At 45.0% G+C, this 17,742-nt stretch carries 11 protein-coding genes; all 11 read right to left on the bottom strand.

Annotated features, from left to right (window positions below):
- Positions 1 to 7: 7 nt before the first annotated feature.
- The 11 genes from FDK13_RS09530 to FDK13_RS09480 all read right to left on the bottom strand — a co-directional run bounded on the left by FDK13_RS09530 (position 8) and on the right by FDK13_RS09480 (position 17,635).
- Positions 8 to 3,151 (bottom strand): SusC/RagA family TonB-linked outer membrane protein, encoded by a 3,144-nt coding sequence (locus FDK13_RS09530; protein ID WP_229215990.1) that lies wholly within the window; start codon positions 3,149 to 3,151, stop codon positions 8 to 10.
- 634 nt (positions 3,152 to 3,785) lie between these two features.
- Positions 3,786 to 5,135 carry a hypothetical protein gene (locus FDK13_RS09525; RefSeq protein WP_137339764.1) on the bottom strand — a complete coding sequence of 450 codons (1,350 nt, stop codon included), beginning with the start codon at positions 5,133 to 5,135 and terminating at the stop codon, positions 3,786 to 3,788.
- A gap of 22 nt (positions 5,136 to 5,157) precedes the next feature.
- Positions 5,158 to 8,313, bottom strand: coding sequence for a heparinase II/III domain-containing protein (locus FDK13_RS09520; RefSeq protein ID WP_137339763.1), 3,156 nt, complete (start codon positions 8,311 to 8,313; stop codon positions 5,158 to 5,160).
- A gap of 211 nt (positions 8,314 to 8,524) precedes the next feature.
- On the bottom strand, positions 8,525 to 9,853 hold the full coding sequence (locus FDK13_RS09515; RefSeq protein WP_374756092.1) for a hypothetical protein: 1,329 nt from the start codon (positions 9,851 to 9,853) through the stop codon (positions 8,525 to 8,527).
- Positions 9,854 to 9,892: 39 nt separating this feature from the next.
- Complete coding sequence (locus FDK13_RS09510; protein ID WP_137339762.1) at positions 9,893 to 10,858, bottom strand: amidohydrolase family protein; 966 nt, start codon at positions 10,856 to 10,858, stop codon at positions 9,893 to 9,895.
- Positions 10,859 to 10,860: 2 nt separating this feature from the next.
- Positions 10,861 to 12,246 carry a DegT/DnrJ/EryC1/StrS family aminotransferase gene (locus FDK13_RS09505; RefSeq protein WP_137339761.1) on the bottom strand — a complete coding sequence of 462 codons (1,386 nt, stop codon included), beginning with the start codon at positions 12,244 to 12,246 and terminating at the stop codon, positions 10,861 to 10,863.
- 37 nt (positions 12,247 to 12,283) lie between these two features.
- Positions 12,284 to 13,036, bottom strand: a complete 753-nt coding sequence (locus tag FDK13_RS09500; protein ID WP_170982758.1) for a ThuA domain-containing protein — start codon at positions 13,034 to 13,036, stop codon at positions 12,284 to 12,286.
- Between the two features lie 432 nt (positions 13,037 to 13,468).
- A complete protein-coding gene (locus FDK13_RS09495) occupies positions 13,469 to 14,104 on the bottom strand; it encodes a GntR family transcriptional regulator (protein WP_137339759.1) in 636 nt (211 codons plus the stop codon).
- A 189-nt stretch (positions 14,105 to 14,293) separates the two neighbouring features.
- A complete protein-coding gene (locus FDK13_RS09490) occupies positions 14,294 to 15,385 on the bottom strand; it encodes a dihydrodipicolinate synthase family protein (protein WP_229215989.1) in 1,092 nt (363 codons plus the stop codon).
- Positions 15,385 to 16,401 carry an NAD-dependent epimerase/dehydratase family protein gene (locus tag FDK13_RS09485; protein WP_137339758.1) on the bottom strand — a complete coding sequence of 339 codons (1,017 nt, stop codon included), beginning with the start codon at positions 16,399 to 16,401 and terminating at the stop codon, positions 15,385 to 15,387. Before FDK13_RS09485 ends, FDK13_RS09490 begins: the two co-directional genes overlap by 1 nt.
- A gap of 1 nt (position 16,402) precedes the next feature.
- Positions 16,403 to 17,635, bottom strand: coding sequence for an Nramp family divalent metal transporter (locus tag FDK13_RS09480; RefSeq protein ID WP_229215988.1), 1,233 nt, complete (start codon positions 17,633 to 17,635; stop codon positions 16,403 to 16,405).
- Positions 17,636 to 17,742 lie beyond the last annotated feature (107 nt).

Genomic DNA, 17,742 nt, shown 5'->3' with positions numbered 1-17,742 from the left:
AATATGGTTAAAATGAAATATTCAAACCCAGAGAAGCCGTCGATGCGATCGGATAATCATGGCCACCACCGGTTGCGTACTCCGGATTCAACAGCTGTTTAAAAACACCCAAAGAGCTGAGCGTAAGCAAATCCTGACCACTGAAGAAGATTCTGGCCCTGGAAATCTTAATTTTCGAAAGCATCGCTGACGGAAGAGAATAACCAACCTGAATATTCTTCAGCCTGACATACCGGCCATTAAAAATCCATTTATCGGAGGGAAGATAGTTATGGGTATCGCGCAGATAAGGCCGGGGAAATCTAGCGTTAGGATTTTCCGGAGTCCAGTAATCCATGTGCAGCTTCAAAGGCATGATCCAGCTGTCGGGCTGCGGTGCAACAGCATAATAAGTTGGAAATAGCGTACGCTTTCCTACACCCTGCAGGAAAAACGAAAAGTCAAATCCTTTGTACTCCATGCTGCCATTAAACCCAAAAGTATACCGTGGCTGATCTGTTCCCATGTACACAAGGTCGCCATGATTTTCAGGCGTTCCGTTTCCAGAGTTGATCCTGCCGTCACCGTTTACATCAATATATTTCACATCACCAGGACCGGTACGGGTATCCTGGAAAGTCCATGAATCCCTGACCTCCTCTTTGGATTTGAAATATCCATCGGTTTTATAACCCCAAATCGAATTGCGCCCATATCCTTCCAGCGTACCTATTGTGCCTGGATAAATTACCTTTTCGCCATTGTAGCTTATCAACTTATTGTTATTGTCTGATACGTTGAAACCAACCGAATAAATCAAATTGCCCGCCCGGTCATTGTATTTCGCTTCGAGCTCCCAGCCCCAGGATTTGAGCTCACCGTTATTCTTCCTTGGTGTGCTGACACCAAAAGTGGCGGGCAAAATCTGGGGAGTCAGCATATTTTTATTGTACTTGACGTAATAGTCAGCACTGACCTGCAACTTATTTTTCAGAAAGCCAAAGTCCGCCCCCCAGTTTGTTGTCTGAACTGTTTCCCAGGTCAAGTTAGCGGAGGGAACCTGGCTTTGATAAAAGTATGTACTGCGCGTTTCGGGATTACCCAATACCAGCCCCGATCCACTCGACAATACATTCATGTAGTCATAATAGCCAATCGCACCGCCGAGTGCACTACCCAGCTGGCCCCAGGATCCACGTAGTTTAAATTCAGAAAACAAAGGCAGCACATTGGCAAACCAGTCTTCCTTTTGTAAGTTCCAACCTGCTGATACGGCCGGAAATGTCTTCCTTCTCAGGTCAGGAGAAAGCCGGGAGCTTTCATCCATCCGCAGCGTAGCCTCAAACAAATACTTATCGGCAAAGCTGTAATTCAGTCTTCCGAAGTAGGATTGGTTTGCATAAGTGTAGATGGTTTCACTATTTGTTTTGGTGGTGTTGTCACCCAGGTTTAACGATGGCAGATCGTTACTGATCAGATTCTGGGCCGCCGCATAAACGGATGAGTAGCGGCTGTCTTCCCACTGATAACCCGCGAGCGCGTGAATTTTATGTCTTGTACCTAACACGACGTCATAGTCGGCAAGGAACTGAACATTCTTATTCGATGTAAGCGCCCTGTCCAGACCATAACTGTTAGGGCTGTTGAGCAGCAATCCGGGTGTGTAGCGATACCAAGTGGTTACCGTACGGTTAAAGACAGCATTGTCGCTCCGCTGATACTGCGCCCCATACACTCCTCTGAGCTGGAGACCCTTGATGGGAGTGGCCACCTTTAATGTAAACACCCCGTCAAAATTATTGTTGTTGGTATTATTGTATCCGCCCTCTTTCAGGTATGCGTACGTATCGATGCCGGATCCCACACCCGCGCCATTCAGCCGCCCTTCGGGTGTAAGTAAAGGCCAGCGCTGACGAAAACGATAAAGCTGATTAAGCAGATCGACACTTCCCACGCCACCCGCCGAGCGCGAAGAAGACTTTATTTCCTGATGGGTGTAGGCTATTCTGGTGTCGAAAGAAATGCTTTTGGTAAGCTGAACGCCCATGTTTATACGCGCATTGATACGATCAAGTTTATCAGGACCAACTTTGAAAATACCCTGCTGCCCAAAATAACCCAGAGAAGTAGCATAGTTAATCTTATCGGTACCGCCACGAGCACTGAAATTATGACTTCTTGTTGAGGAATGGTTCCGTAGGATCTGCTTCATCGGATTTTCCTGGTTGTAAAAAATATACCTGTTTGTATCGGAAGGATTGACAACATACGGAACATTATTTCTTATTCTTTCCAGATCCACGTCCGTGTATCCTCTGGCAAAACCTGCGTTGGTCTGCGAGAGGTTTACGTATTCCGCCTCCTGAAGCAGCGACAGCCTTTCGGGCAGGTTCATTGGCTTGGTCATTCCGTAAAGTGTGGAATATTCAAAAACGGTCTTACCGGATTTACCTTTTTTTGTAGTAACCAAAATCACCCCTCCGGCTGCCTGCGCTCCATAAATTGCAGCCGCAGCAGCGTCTTTAAGAATGGTTACATTCTCAACGTCATTCGGGTTCAGGGCAGTAAGGGTACCAATTGGCGCCGCAACACCATCGACAATAAGAAGTGGATTGACACCTCCGTTTGCGGAAGTCTGCCCGCGGATCTGAATCCGAATGTCTTCATTACCAGGCTGGCCTGAGCTCCGGGTTACGATAAGTCCTGCCGCGGCGCCCTGCAAAGCACTCGCCAAATTGTTGACGGGCCTGTTTTGAATCGTTTTTGAATCTACGGAAGATACGGCTCCAGTCAGATTTGCCTTCTTCTGGGTACCATAGCCAACCACAACCACCTCATCCAGATTGGCCTGGCCGGGCTCCAGCAATATTTTTAAAGAGGAACGATTTGATACTCTTACTTCATAAGCATCATAACCGACAAAAGATGCAGTGATGATACTCTCGTCACTCACCTGGATGGAAAAATTCCCATCCTTATCGGTTGAAGTGCCCGTAGTCGTTCCTTTCAGGACGATATTGGCCCCCGGAATGGGTTCCTTTGTTTTTGCGTCTGTAACAGAACCTTTCAGCTCCCTTAAATTCTGAGCCAGAACAATGTCCGGATCAATAAGTAAAAAACTGAACATTAAAAGAAGCGCTATACCGATTTGCAGACAGCTATGCTTTTTCATAGTGATTTTTTTAGATAATGTTTTTTCAAAATGGTAATGTATTGAGGTCAAAAAAATGAATACATGGAAATACTTCCCACGTAGGTCTCAAAGGAATGCTGGCAAACCAGAATGTATGCATCTGCGGCACTCCACCGACACCAAGCATTTGTATTTTAATTCACACAAAAAAGTTCCCTGAATTAAGAGGAAAAGATGAACGGATTTAAAAAAGGCAAAAAAGGGATTGACCAGCGGAAAGTTGCCGGATTAAGACGGATAGAGGCAATCAATTGTTTAATTCCTTTTCATAGGCGATACTTGTCAAGTGGAAAATATACGGTTTAGAAATTTTATGTATACAAATATATGCTATAAATGTTTATAAAAAAAGAATAACATTTTTATATAACTTAAATTTCAAAAATTTTCTTGGGGTTAAATTGAAATATGCAATCATTTACTTCGAATGAATATCATTTGGCGATAGAAAATTGACATTCAATGATGAATTTACTTTACGCAAGCACAACCCAAAGCCTTGACAATACTGGCATCGATCCCACGACCACTGCGTCCTAAGCAGGATTTACAGTTGTCGTGCAAGAAGTTTTTAAAGCATTTAAAATTACATCTTACATTTTGTATACAATTTTCATTTCAAAACTTCTGATATCGCATTCATCAAAACAGCTTCTGCGTCACCGGACACACCAGAATTCAGGTCACTGGTTTCATACCCGCCCTGGGCGTAAGATAACTTTGTACCGATGTAACCCGGACCATATTCATCGTATGCGGCTGTGCAGACATGCCCGCCCGGCTTCATTTTCTGCGCAGCCAGCTGGTATTCCACAAAACACTCCCCGGGTAGGTTCAAGAGCCACACATTCCCAATCCGCAAAGCTGAAACACTGGCTTTGAAACCTTGCTGTGTTCGCAACAACCAGGCGAGTTTTTCTGCCGCTCCGTATTTATCCAGTGGCAGCATCTTAGGATCTGACAATATCGCCCTCAGATCTTTTTCCACAATATTTTGGCCCAGAGGCAAGGAAACCTGTATACTTTTCCATGACAGATCACTCATCCTGACCGGTTTCTTTTTTGTCGCTATCCAGGCATTTTGCATGGCTGTTTCTATCCTTCCGGCCAAAACATAGCGGGTAGTATCGGCGCCATTGTTATACTTCCCAGCAGCCACATTTCCACTTGCGCCAGTAAGATAAATATTGGGAACGCCGTGCATTTTTTTTTGCCTTTCATTTCTGGCAATCCCCACAAATTCACAGCTCACATCCCCTTTTCCATAGTGGCTTTGCGGGTGTGTCGCGTAGAAACTCAACACAACGAGCGGTATATTTCCGTTCCAAAAACTTACAGATTTCAGCAGCGGATCAATCAATCCCTCAGGAGCGGTCATGGATGCAGAATCCGTTGCGCTGCTCCAGCGGACAAAGGCCACCTTGCCATCCGCCCCCATCACTCTGCGTGTGGATGCAACTTTTTCAACTTTTGCTTCTCCAAATCCTACATGGCTCACGGGCCGGGCATTCTCTTTGGCATATTTTACAGCCTTTGCTACCTGATCTATAGTTCTGTATAAAAATGAATTATCGAAATAAACCCCTCCCAGCCCGTAGTCCGCCAGGATTTTGGCAATTGTAAAGTCACTGGCCGGCCCGTCGTGCTGGTGAAGTGCATGGATAGAAACCCGGTCAGATGTTGTACCGGCTGCTTTGGCCAATGCATTTTTAAATAAATCCTGCCCTTCATTAGATATACCGATCCAGTCAACCGCACAAATAACGACCGGTTTTTCTTCCGAAAGAATTACAATACCCCTTGCGCTCAACGAATCCTGAATGGACCGCACGGCAGAGTAAGCCACGGGACTGCCGATGAGCGGTGTAACATTTGCATAAAAAACACCGACGCGCACACTCTGAGCGCTGATTTTGAATACCAAAATTAAGAGCGGGAACAGTAGAATTGTCTTTTTTATCATGGCGGGATAATTTTGTGCTTTTTTAAAAGCGATGGATCAGTTTTGAACTGGACATAGGTATCCTGAACTTATCACCCTCGGCTATGTCGTAAATATACCAGGAACTGGTTTGGTGATCATCTGCAAATCTTTGAATTAAGGTTACATTTCCTAGTGCAAGTTCAAGTTTCCGGCTGCCCGTTTTACTGACAGCCTCAATCCTATAAGTGGCATTTCTCTTGCCCTCGTTATTGATGTATATGGTTCGACCTTTAAGCGATTCGGGCAACAAAATTTTTCTATCTAGGCTAACAATCAGACAATTATCGCCCCTTAACTCTTTTGTAAAACCGGTTACTGTTCCCGTAACGGCAGGAACAGCATTCTTTACAAAGACGCCGGCCGGCTTACCGATAAAACCACCATCACTTATAAAACCCTTAACAATCTTCCCATTCCGTTCTGCCAATGCACCAAAAAATCCCTGGAAAACGTATTTTCCGTCTACCCACAGCCTCATGGCAGGATTTGTCGACTGTACCAGATAATCAGTCCGGCCATTTTTAAGGCATACCTTTACCGCCACCGCAATCGTGTCGGCAACAGGCAGATTATTGCATCTGACTGACACTTTTTCGCAGGAATTAATTTGAGAATGGTTTAGATACGGCTCCAGAACAGATATAAAGACACTTTGAAGGTCAACGCCTTTCCGATGTGCTACCATGTACCGAAGACTAGCGGGATTACGTCCGTTTACCGGAGGAATACCATCAGCAAGCGCAACATCATCGACACAATTAAGCATCGTCAGCTTTAAATGGGGCTCTTGTTGTTGTACTGATTCCCTATTCCCGACCAACAGCCAGTCCACCGAAAACGGACAAGCCGGATCAGTATCCCGTTCTGCGTTTTTCAAATAATGAAACCCACTTCCCTTATAATCCCAGCCGCCTTTACTGTCTTTACGGGTCGCATAACTTACATCGGCCCCTGCATAAGTACCTCCGGACTGAGGTGTCAGCCGGATACCAGAAGTGCTGACCGACAAGCTTTCGCCTCCGTGAAAGCTAAAATGATGGTGATTCCCTCCTGAAATCCGGAACAGATCAAGATAATAGACCTGTTCATCATCTACACTGACCATGGCAACGGTGCGGCGGTACTCGGATGTTTGCGGATAAGCCTTACTGGCATCTACGTCGATCAGCCTGATGAAATCATGGTTCTCAAAATGAAGTGGTGTACCTTCCCAGCTATCCGTTTGCATGCACTCATCAACAACTACGGTATTATGACTTATCGTGTTCCGGGTCCATTCCAGCCTGGAAGGCCACTCCCCCGTTCTTTCCGGGTAACCAAGATCAGGTGCAAGATCAAGACCAAAAGCATGCAGACCGATATTAAGTTTGTCGCTGTGCCCATGACCGCCACTTCTGCCGAAATAAAGCCACAGATCATGTTGTTCTTTTTGTATTCCACCCCGAACTTCACTTTCAGGAAACGTCTTCCGGAGCGCCGCGAATCCATAACCGGATAAATTTACACTTTCATAACTGAACGCTCCTTCTTTAAGAATCACCCTGTCTATTTCCGCACTGATCTCTAATGGATTTCGTGAAAAAATATCTCCACGCATACCCTGGCTGGTATTACCATTGAAATAATAGGCTAGCCTGGCAAGCAGCGGATCTTTGTAGACCTGGTATCCACAGGCGAAATCTTTGGGATCTACAATAATACCACGATTTCCTGTCGCGCCGGAATCTCCGATCTGCGCAGTGAAGTGATCGGACAGGATCAGATTGAAAAAGGAATAGAACATTTTACGGAACTTTGGATTTTTATACAGATCCGCCCCCGTATATCCCTTGTAATCAAGCAAAATATCTGCTACCAGCTTCAGATGGACGAACCAAAGATTATTGTAATCCGGAGAAGCCTCATAACCAAAGCCGTCCCTGTCCAGGTCATTGACAAGCACTGCCAGTAAATTTCCGCCTGTGACATGCCAGTTCGGGCTACTGAGCCTTTCCCCCGCCTGAAAATTAAAGTTAAGCCACTCTTTTGTATCGGGAAATGTATCATAAGCAACCGCTGCCAGCGCAAGTACCATCTGGTGCATACCTGTGTTTCCGTGGATCTGCGCCTTTTTTATCGCAGGAAAAATCTGTTTTATAAATCCTTCCTCGATATGAAGTTGTATGGCAGCAGCTGAATCCAACGGAATTTTCCGGTTTGCTGTAAAGGATTGGCTACGTAAAAAAGTGAGGACTGCTTCATCCTTGAAAGATAAAAAAAAAGCATCATAGGCTCGAATCATATCGGGTAAGTATTCTGTTTCCCAAATACAACCCAGGACCTTTCCCTGCCCGGTTCCGCCATGCGAATTCCGAAAGCCATCCTCCCATTTGTAGCACAACGAATCCATATCCGGGTAAACGTCCGCAATACGAACGAGCATGACGATGCCGGCTTGGGCATAAACGGGATTTCCTGTAAACACAAAAGCTTGCCTGAAAGCACTCAGAGCCCTGGAAATAAGCCCTTTGTGATCCCATAAAGCCCAGTGAACATAATACGCTACGAAGGTAAACCGGTTACCATTTTCATCCACCCATCCAAAACCATCATCTACGCCCCAGTTGACTGGTTTGTCAGGATAAAGTGTGTTTTTTAGCAGGGAACGGTCTGCCAGGGCGGGTGTAAAAATTCCGTTTACGTCGAGCCCGCTGGTGTAGTAACCGGCAAAATCATTGGAAGGATATTGTAAACCGGTACTGGGATCGGTAATTTTCCAGGGATGGGCAAAGGCATTGTAAGTATAAGGATACGTTCCGAATTCATTGATCTTCAATCCGGTTGTGGGACTTCCCCCGACTTCATTCACTGCATAACTTCTGGGTAAAGACTGGGGCGTTATCAGGCCCCACCAGTAATGCAGCCCTCGGGTAAGATAATGGTCTGCCTCCGCGACAACGCGGTCCTTCTCGCTTTTTGCCCAGTCATATCGTGCTATATTTTCACGGGCATTACTGATTTTCTCCGGCGTGTAAATCGTAGGCTTCTGTTTACCTTTAACAGTTTTTTGCGGCTCCTGTGTTGTGAAATTGCATAAAGAGGATACATTGGCAGTAGTGACAACCGTTAAAGCAGCACCTTTTACGAAATTTCGCCTGGATAATCTAACTGATCTCATTCTTTCAAATCCATAAATTCGACCTCATTTTCTATTACAAAACAATCTAAATACGACCCAATGGGGTTATCCCCGATCTCAGCCCGGAGTAAGTTCCGGACCGTGACCGGCTCCGAAAGACAGGAATGAACCAGTGAAGGATCACCCCTAAAACAGACTAACGGTTAAACATATACGGATGCGAACGTTAAACGACAGGGTTGGGTAAGGATCACTCGAACGGATTCTCAATTTTTACCAGATCCTGGATCTCTCTTCCCATTTGTGTCTGTCTTGCCAACGTATAAATATCTCCCCCGGCAGTGACCGCAATGGAATTTACATAGGTTGGCCTGGAACCGTCTTCATAAAAAACCGGCCCATGATCGCAATACAGGTGATCAGTGATATTATAAGTCACCAAATGTAAATTCTCCAAGCCTTTTGCTGCACCTTTGGCAATTTGCTGCTGACCTATAATCCTTTTTCCATCGATGTAGACTGGCCCGCCGGTAAGGTAATAGATTGTATTCTGATCAGGTCCCAGCTGAAAACCCAGGTAACCGTAGCTGAACTGATCGAACATACCACTTTTCCTGGAAGCCTCTGAGGTAATCCGGTCAATGATTTCAATCGTCTCATTCCTTGGATCAAACCGAAACAGATAACCAGAATTACCATGTACACCATAAGCTACTTCCTCCGTTGGATGCCAGAAAACCTTCCGCCAGTTATAGCTCATACTCCCGGGCTGGGTCGGGTCATATTTGCCAAAATAATCAAGGCGTAAATCAACGTTTTCCAGTTTTTTAAGCGTTTCATTTTCAAGCTTATAGCAAAATATATCACCCTCTGCAACAGAAAAGCAGACTCCACCCGTAAGCGTATCGACAAATAAGGAGCGACAAAGCGACCTGAAATCGATCCCCGGTATGCCACCTTCTCCACCTGCCGAAACCGGGCCAAGGTTTTTCAAAATGCCCGTTTCAAGATTGTAATGAATAAAATTGCCGCCGGGCCAGGAAATGCCGTACAGCTGGGCGCGTTCCACGTCCATTGTCATCGAAACCATCCCTTCTCCGCCGGGTATGGTGGCCAGGTCTTCAAATTCCCCTGTACCAAGATCGTAGGACAAAAAATGACCACCCGGGTATAAGCCGTAACCCTCCGGAGCCGTTTCGGGCAATCTGTCCATTCCATCGATCAACTGGTAGTAACCTACATGGGTAGAAAAATACAGTTTTCCTTTTCTTTCATAAAAGCGCACATGGCTTTTACCCTGGGGTATGGCATGCAGATACTTCTCACCGCAAATGGTAGTAAGGTCGCCCAGAAACTTTATACTGGCTGCCTGCGGATCAAAAACATACATTTGGCCACCGACCTCATAGCTGTCCGAGGAAAGCACATAATATATCTTCCCGTCGCTTGCAACGGATATAGCATTATAAGTATCATGGGCCTGTTCAAATCCTGAAAAAAAAGTCCTGGCTGTAAGTACTCCGTGCAGAGCTTTTTTGTCAGACACAGCTGGTCTGTCATTCATTATTCCCTGTTCCATAAAAATTATCTTTTCAAGTAAAATTTTTAGTCTACGTTTTTAACCCAGCTTAAAAAGCTTTTTTGCATTTTCATAAAATATCATTCGCTCAATCTCCCTTGACGGAGCAAGCTTTCGGATCACAGCGATGGTCTGAGCCCCCTGGCAGGCATCGCCGGACCCGGCAGAGTCGTTACAATCGCTTCCATAAAGTAGTTTTTGCTGGTGACGTTTTAAAAACGCACGGGCGTGGTCTTCGTCACGGGTCAAAGACAACAATCCCGAACCTGCCGAAAGATCACCGTACATATTGGGATAATCACTGAGCAAACGATCGGTAAGCCCCCCGGGAGTAACCTTTGTTGTTGGATACAGAACTGTCTGATCCGTATGGTTCCTGTCAATATTTGCCCACCAGGATTGTGCGTGTCCTATAAAATTGACCTTTGGGAATTTTTCCAGCATTTTATAAAATCTGTCATAACCATAGGTATACATCTGAAACTGCCAGTGAAGCAGGATTGGAACATCATATTCCTGGGCGATCCGGTACAACTGCTGCATGGGAGCGGAATCGCACTCAAGGCCAAATTTAACCTCCCCTATTACCTTGGCGCCGCGTTTTAAATATTTTTCAATTTCCTGCCCTGCTCCGGGCAGGTCGGGTACTTCGTTGGCACCGAAAGTAAATTCGCCGGGATACCTGCAGGAAAATTCATAACATACCTCATTGCCTGTACACATTGCCTGCAATCCGTTAGACACCCCTTTGTGGGTAGAAGAGCCAAACGCAGGCGTACCGGCTGGCAGCAGAATCGTGGTTGTAATGCCCATTTTGCGTTGATGAAGAAGCAAATCATCATTTAACCTGCCCGAATAATTGGTATGCTGATGGATGTCAATAATCGGCTCCGCCTTTGGTTCACCGGTTGCATCCTGGGTTATACCCAGCCAGGCACCCACAGCCAGTGCGCCAGTGGCAGCTAAGAAATCACGACGGGAATGTGTTGTGGACTTGTTCTGCATGATCAAGGGTTTAACTTTTTAATCTGCTCGGCGTTTTTAGCAATTTTTTCAATCGCATTCGCTATGGACTTCATATCATCTCTGGTACCTAAAAGAACGTTCTGAGTAAACCAAACCGCTTCCTCGTTGCACAACTTGTCATTTAAAGGACACTTGTTGTTTTCATTGTACTGATTGATATCCAGTGCACTTTTCGGATACATCTTCTGATAATTCGCTGATTTGAATGTTTCATGCAAAAAGGGCTGCGTATTCAGCGGTGTATAGCCACTTGAACACGGAAGACCTTCAGCGCTTAATGCGTTCAGAAATTGATCCCGTGAAAGCCCTTTGAAGTGCTCTTTATGATACCGGAAAGCAAACAAATGAAAAGCACCCCGGGTAACGCTTTCATAAACCCTGTATGGTAAAATACCCGGAATATCTTTGATCTGAGATTTGAGATACTCCGCATTCAGGTTCCTTGTAGTTGTTTCACTGTCGAGTCGTTTCAATTGGGCTATACCGATGGCCGCCTGATATTCCGTCATCCTGACCTTCGTGCTTTGCATAATACTTCCGTCAGAAACTGAGCCTATGGCAGTTCCATGCGGCGTGCCCAGATTATGATAGGAATAACAGCGGTCCATAAACTTTTCATCGTTGCTCACAATAGCACCGCCCTCCCCGATAGGCAGGTTTTTGGAATTCTGAAAACTAAAACAACCGGCATGCCCAAACGTGCCCACTTTTTGGTTATTAACTTCGGCAAGATGCGCCTGACAGGCATCTTCAATCACAATGAGATTGTGTTTTTTGGCAATTTCCATAATCGAAACAAGATCAGAAGGCAGTCCCAGAATATGAACAACCATGATGGCCTTTGTCCGGTTTGTGATTTTTGCCTCTATTTTGGCAGGATCCATCTGGAATGTTTCCGGATCGATATCAACAAAAACGGGCATGGCTCCATTGGACAGAATTGAAGATACCGTAGAAATAAAAGTGTACGGAGGAACCAGAACTTCGTCTCCTCCATGGATGCCAAGCTGATTAGTGGCAACTACCAGTGCATTGGTACCATTTACAACGGCCAGAGAACGCTTCGCTCCTACTGCATTTGCCCATTCTTTTTCAAATTGTGTAACCATTTTTGATCGTGACCAGACGCCGCTTCTCAGCACTTCCAAAACAAGCTTTTCATCCGTTTCAGGGTCCCAAATCGGCCATTTAGGCCATTTAGTCACATTCCAGGCCGCTGTCCCACCCAGTATGGCCGGCGCTTGCACACCATTCGAACCGAGCGCAATGAGAGGTTGTACGGCCCCGGTCGCCAGAACAGCACCCATCCCGATCACCGAATTCTTTTTTATAAACTCACGCCTCGAATAAAGTTTGAATTGTTTCATGAAATATGCTTAACAAATGAGGTAGTATGATATCTAATTACAGCTTTTCTTTTTCCATTGCCCAATCAATTCCATTGACCAGAAGGTTTTTGAAAAATGAGCTTTTAAAATCCGTCGGATAACCTAATGAAGTGTAAAACACACGACTCTTTCCTGAAAATCGCAACCAGGCGACGGGCTCGGTTTCACTTCCTGAATTACCTTTTAAAAGCACGGTTGCCAGATCATCCAGTAAGGGTGCCACCCGATATAAATTGCCCTCACTGTGAAATTTCAATCCATAGAGATTACTCAATACAGGATGAGGACTCCCCTGTACTGCTACGTCTATTCCGATATTCACCGGGCCATATCCACGGTTTTGACAACCTAATATTTCCGGCACGAACCCATCCCAGGATTCGAAACCTTCGGACAACTTTTCCCTCACAGAGAATGCATGATTGGCTGTGCGTATGGCAACAAGGGGTTTTCCCTCTTTAAAATAACGCTTAACAATGGCCATCTGATGATGTGACAGGGCGACTCGTCTCGCGAATATGACCAATAGATCAGCCCCGGAAATAACTTCAAGACCGGGAAAATGAAATGCAGTATTCTTACCATTCCCCAAAATCACGGTAACTTTATATTTCTTTGTATCCCTAAGTTCCTTTGCGAAGACCGGAATGGTTTTATGGGCCTCATAGTTCAGAGAATCCTGATTGACCAAAAAAACGATGTGAGGCTTAACTTTGGCACAGTCGGTGTTCTCATATCCCGGATTCAAGGCGAAACCGCACGTGGACATCAATAATAAGCCAAGTATACAAATACCGCTGAGGCCACATATTGCAAACGTCCTAAGTTTTTTCTTCCCAGCCATATCATCCGGATGAAGCCCGTTATTTCGTGATTAAAACAATTGCCACTAATCATACAATTCGGTAAGTACATTCTCTTCATTTGGATCCTGAATAACGCTCATCGTCCGAGATTCATTACCGTTTCGGGTACGTACCCGATAAAATCAAAATAAAAACGGCACCCTAATAATTGTATACAAAAAATATTGTTTTTATATGCAATTATATTAAAAATTAGGATACAAAACTAACATATAAATTAATTAACGAGAATAAAAAATAAAATTTGTTGAATACTCGGCAAATATAAAAAGCCTCATCCCCAATTACAGGGGATAAGGGCAACCACTTACTCAAGAAAAAAAACAAAAGCACGCTCAAAAATTAATCGAAGCGTGCTCACCTCTGATCAAATGCCTGGAAAGAGCTTCTTCTGCGCTGGGGAGGTCATTGCTTTTCAGCGCCTCAACGATTTGCCTGTGCTCGGCATCCGTTAGTTCATAATCATCCATGTGCGTCTGAGTCTGGCCAAGCTTCTGGTGAAATAACGGGATATTGCTTGTGCGGTAAAGCTCTTTTAATTTTTCATTTTTGGAACAATCGATAAGCATTTCGTGAAACTTCACATCGGCCTCGCAAGCGCCGCCAAAATAACCCCCGCGAACCATCGCGGAAAAATCATCACAAATCTCTTCGAGCTTTTTTATCTTCTCTTTGTCAATACTTTGAAAAGCAAGCCTGAGCGCACCCAGTTCCAGTACTTCCCTCAGCTGCCTGATCTCCTTTATATCATCCGCGTTTAAAGATTTCACAAAAAAACCGCCCTTTTCACCAAACACAATGAGCCCCTCACCCATTAGCCTCGTGAGTGCTTCCCTCACAGTGATACGACTAACTTCCATCTTCTGAGCCCATGTATCCTCTTTTAACCTCGAACCTGACACCAGCTGATTGGAAAGAATTTTTCTCCTTAATTCGTTATATGCCTTGCTGGCTAGCGAATCTTCTTTCATAATCAATGTAAACTAAATAGAACTCTTTTCGTAATAATTATTAAACATCAAAGTTAGAAATTTTGATGCAATAAAAATAAACGAAAAATATCGGAGAATCACAGCCGATACAAGGATTATCCTGATGGTTCCAGAACAAAGTGTAATCAATGCTTTCAAATGGCCGATCGAGTCATTTTCCGGGAAATTTCACGATGTAAAATGACGAATCCCGCCTGCTCCGCCCGGCATGAAACTGCTGGCAAATTTATCATCTACAAGATCAGGATAGGCGGCAACCACCCGGTCTATTTCCTCCGCCTGCCCGGCGGATAGCCCCTCAGTAGGATTCAGACACCATGTCCCCTCTAAAAAACCCTGCCTTCGCAACACCTCATGGATGCCGGCAATGCAACCATGAAATCCATGACCAGGATCGAATATGGCAGCGTTCATGTCAGTCACTTCAATGTTTTTAGCAAGCAGTTCTTCAATACCTTGGTAATCGTTTTGAAGACACTCCCGAATTTGTCCGAAGAGGCCTACCGCCTTACTGGTCCACACCGCCCAATGGCCTAACAATCCTCCGACAAATCTTTTTTCAATCCAATTTCCATCCACCATGAAGCGATAGGGCGTAAGCAAATCAGCCACGATGTTATCATCGTTGCCGGTATAGAGTGCTATCTCGTTTCTTCTGCCGGAAGAACAAACTGCACGGACGACATCCAGCGTCTGATAGCGATTAAAGGAAGCAATTTTAATAGCCATAACATAAGGTATTTCTGCAAATTGTTTCCAGAAATCAAAACTGAATTTTCGCCCTCCTATCGCTGTCTGCAGATAAAACCCGAAAACCGGAATAGTCTCTGAGACGATACGGATGTGTTCGATAACCTGCTCCTCGGAAAGGTGGTTTAAAGCAGCCATACTCACCAACCCAAGATCGTAACCATATTTGCGCGCAAGCGTGGCTTCATTTACGGCCTGGGTTGTCAGCCCGCAAACCCCTGCAACCTTGATAAAAGCTCCTGGCATATCAGCTTCACCTATTTCATCAGCCGTCACACGCAGTACGGTTTCATAAAGATTCACATCCGGATCACGTATCTCAAACTGGGTGGTGTGAACACCAATGGCGATACCGCCAACACCACTCGCTATATAATATCGGGTCAATGCACGATGCCGGTTCTCGTCAAATTTAAGATCTGCGTTTAACGCCAGTGGGTGAGCTGGAATAACCGTCCCCTTCTGTAAAAAAGACTGGATATCAGTTTTTAACAAATTATTTTTCATCATTAAAATTGTCCTTTCCGTTCCTGAAAATGCGTCGGTTTATTAATTGTCTCTCCGCCACCCAAAAGCCAAAGAGCTGTAATTTCGATCATCTCTCTGAGGGTTACCTTCGGATATCCGAAAAGTCGGAATGATTCCGCAGCGTTACTTAGCAATGCCGAAGATTGCTCATCGTTCACAAATTCGGGTGTTTTACCCAATAATTTCCCAAATTCATTGGCCAGCCAGCGAAGTGACACAGTTTCCGGCCCTGTTACATTCAGAAGTTTTGAGGGAGCTTCGCAATGCAGCAGCGAGCGAATAGCTATCTCGTTGGCATCACCCTGCCAGATCACATTCACATGCCCGGTACTGAGGTCGATCGGCTTGTTGTCCAAAACTGATTTCGCTACTTCCAATAACACACCATACCGGAAATCAATGGCGTAGTTCAGCCTGTAGATCAGCAGCGGTGTATTATGCAGTGCGGAAAAATACTGGAATATCCGCTCTCTTCCGAGGCATGATTGCCCATATTCACCGACTGGCCCCGGAGCAATATCCTCCGTAGCTCCCCCGGAAACCAACGAAGAAAAAGGATACACATTACCCGTGGAATAGACCACGATCCGGGAATGCTTAAATTTTTCCGCAACCCTTCCAGGTAAATAGGCATTCATCGCCCAGGTGTTGGGCTCATTATTAGACGTACCAAATTTGGTCCCGACCAGGTAGAGAACATTTTTTACATCGGGCAAAGCCTGGAGCTCCCTGTCGTTCATAATATCGGCCGATATTGTTTCAATACCTGCACTCCGAAGTTGCTCGGCCAGGCCTTCTTCGGTAAATCTGGATACACCGATCACCCTTTTGTCCAGCCCGGCTTTGGTGACGGCCAGCTTTGTTAGCTTTGCAATACTTGGTCCTATTTTCCCACCAGCACCAAGGATCAGAATATCGCCTTCTAATTTCGCGAGGTCACTGACAAGGGCTTCGGATGGTTTAAGGTACTTTTCTTCCAATAAGATCTGCGATATCATGTTATTTGAAAAGGGGATTATTAAAAAATAGTTCTTTAAAATTGACAAGGGCAAGGACGAAAATCAGGAGCAGGCCGATTCCGGCGAAAATTTTAACGAAAATACCGTTCACTCTGACGCCCATGATTTTTGCATCATTGGCAACAAAATATAGTGCCGTACCAATAAAAGGAACGATAAAAATGGTGACACTCTGAGCAAAGACGATCAGTTCGAGAGGAAGTTTTCCAAACTTAATTGCGATAGAAGCACCGACGATCATCACGGTCGCCACCAGGAAGCGAACCGCCTTGACATTGAATGAACTGCCATAGCCCAGAGCGTCTCCCAGTAATGTGCCGCCCACCGAAGCATTACCAATAAGAGATGAGAATGCAGCACCAAACAACCCGATTAGAAAAAGCGTTGACGCACCGCTCCCAAAAATGGGTTCGAGCGCTTTGGCCATATCCGTCGCCGAATTGACAGAGATACCCTTTGGATGCAAAATCGCAGCCGCGCAAATGATAACAATACTACACATCACGCCCAAAAGCACAATACCTGTGACGCTGTCTGTTTTCTCGTTTTTGATTTCGGGGCGAATACGGATACGCTCCTGGATAAGGTACGACTGATACAATGCCCCTACAATTGAAAAACATGACGCCACAAATGCAATAATCAGAAGCTGAGAGCCTTCAGGGATTGCCGGAGTGGTAAAACCTTTGGCAATTTGGGAGAAATCCGGCTTGGCCCAGAAAAATGTGGTTACAAAGGAAATTAACATGATAAAAATCAAGGCAATCATGATCTTTTCCAAAACCGGATAGAAGCTTCTGAAAAAGAGAAGGCTTATCCCAATTAGATTAAAGACGATAATCCAGGGCACAGCAGATGTATGGTATAATTCACCGATAGCTATACCAACTCCGATGGAATTCCCAGCCTGAAAAGAAGTGGTTACCAGGAAAACGCCACCGCCCATTAACAAAGAGGCCCACTTACCCCATTTTTGTTTTACCGAACCAAGTAACGACTGCTCGGTAGCAACACCAATGCGGGTAGCCATCGATGTAAAAATGGCCATAAAAAAGATAGCCACCACCACGATCCACAATAAGGAATACCCATATAAGGCACCCAGTTTCGAGGTGATGGTCAGTTTGCTCGGACCAAATACCAGAGCAGCTGTGATGATGCCCGGGCCCAATGAGCCAAGCCAACGATACAGAGGTAATTTAAGATTTTTCAAACGCCGGTTTTGAATTAAAGTACAGAAGCAAATATAATAGCAATTATTTATGTATACAAAATTAATAATTTTATGTATACTTATTTTTGCAATTAATTCGTCTGTTA

Source organism: Dyadobacter frigoris, from assembly GCF_005280585.1.
Lineage (GTDB): Bacteria > Bacteroidota > Bacteroidia > Cytophagales > Spirosomataceae > Dyadobacter > Dyadobacter frigoris.
Note: the sequence above shows the minus strand (reverse complement) of the source record. Positions and strands in the feature narration are given on the sequence as shown.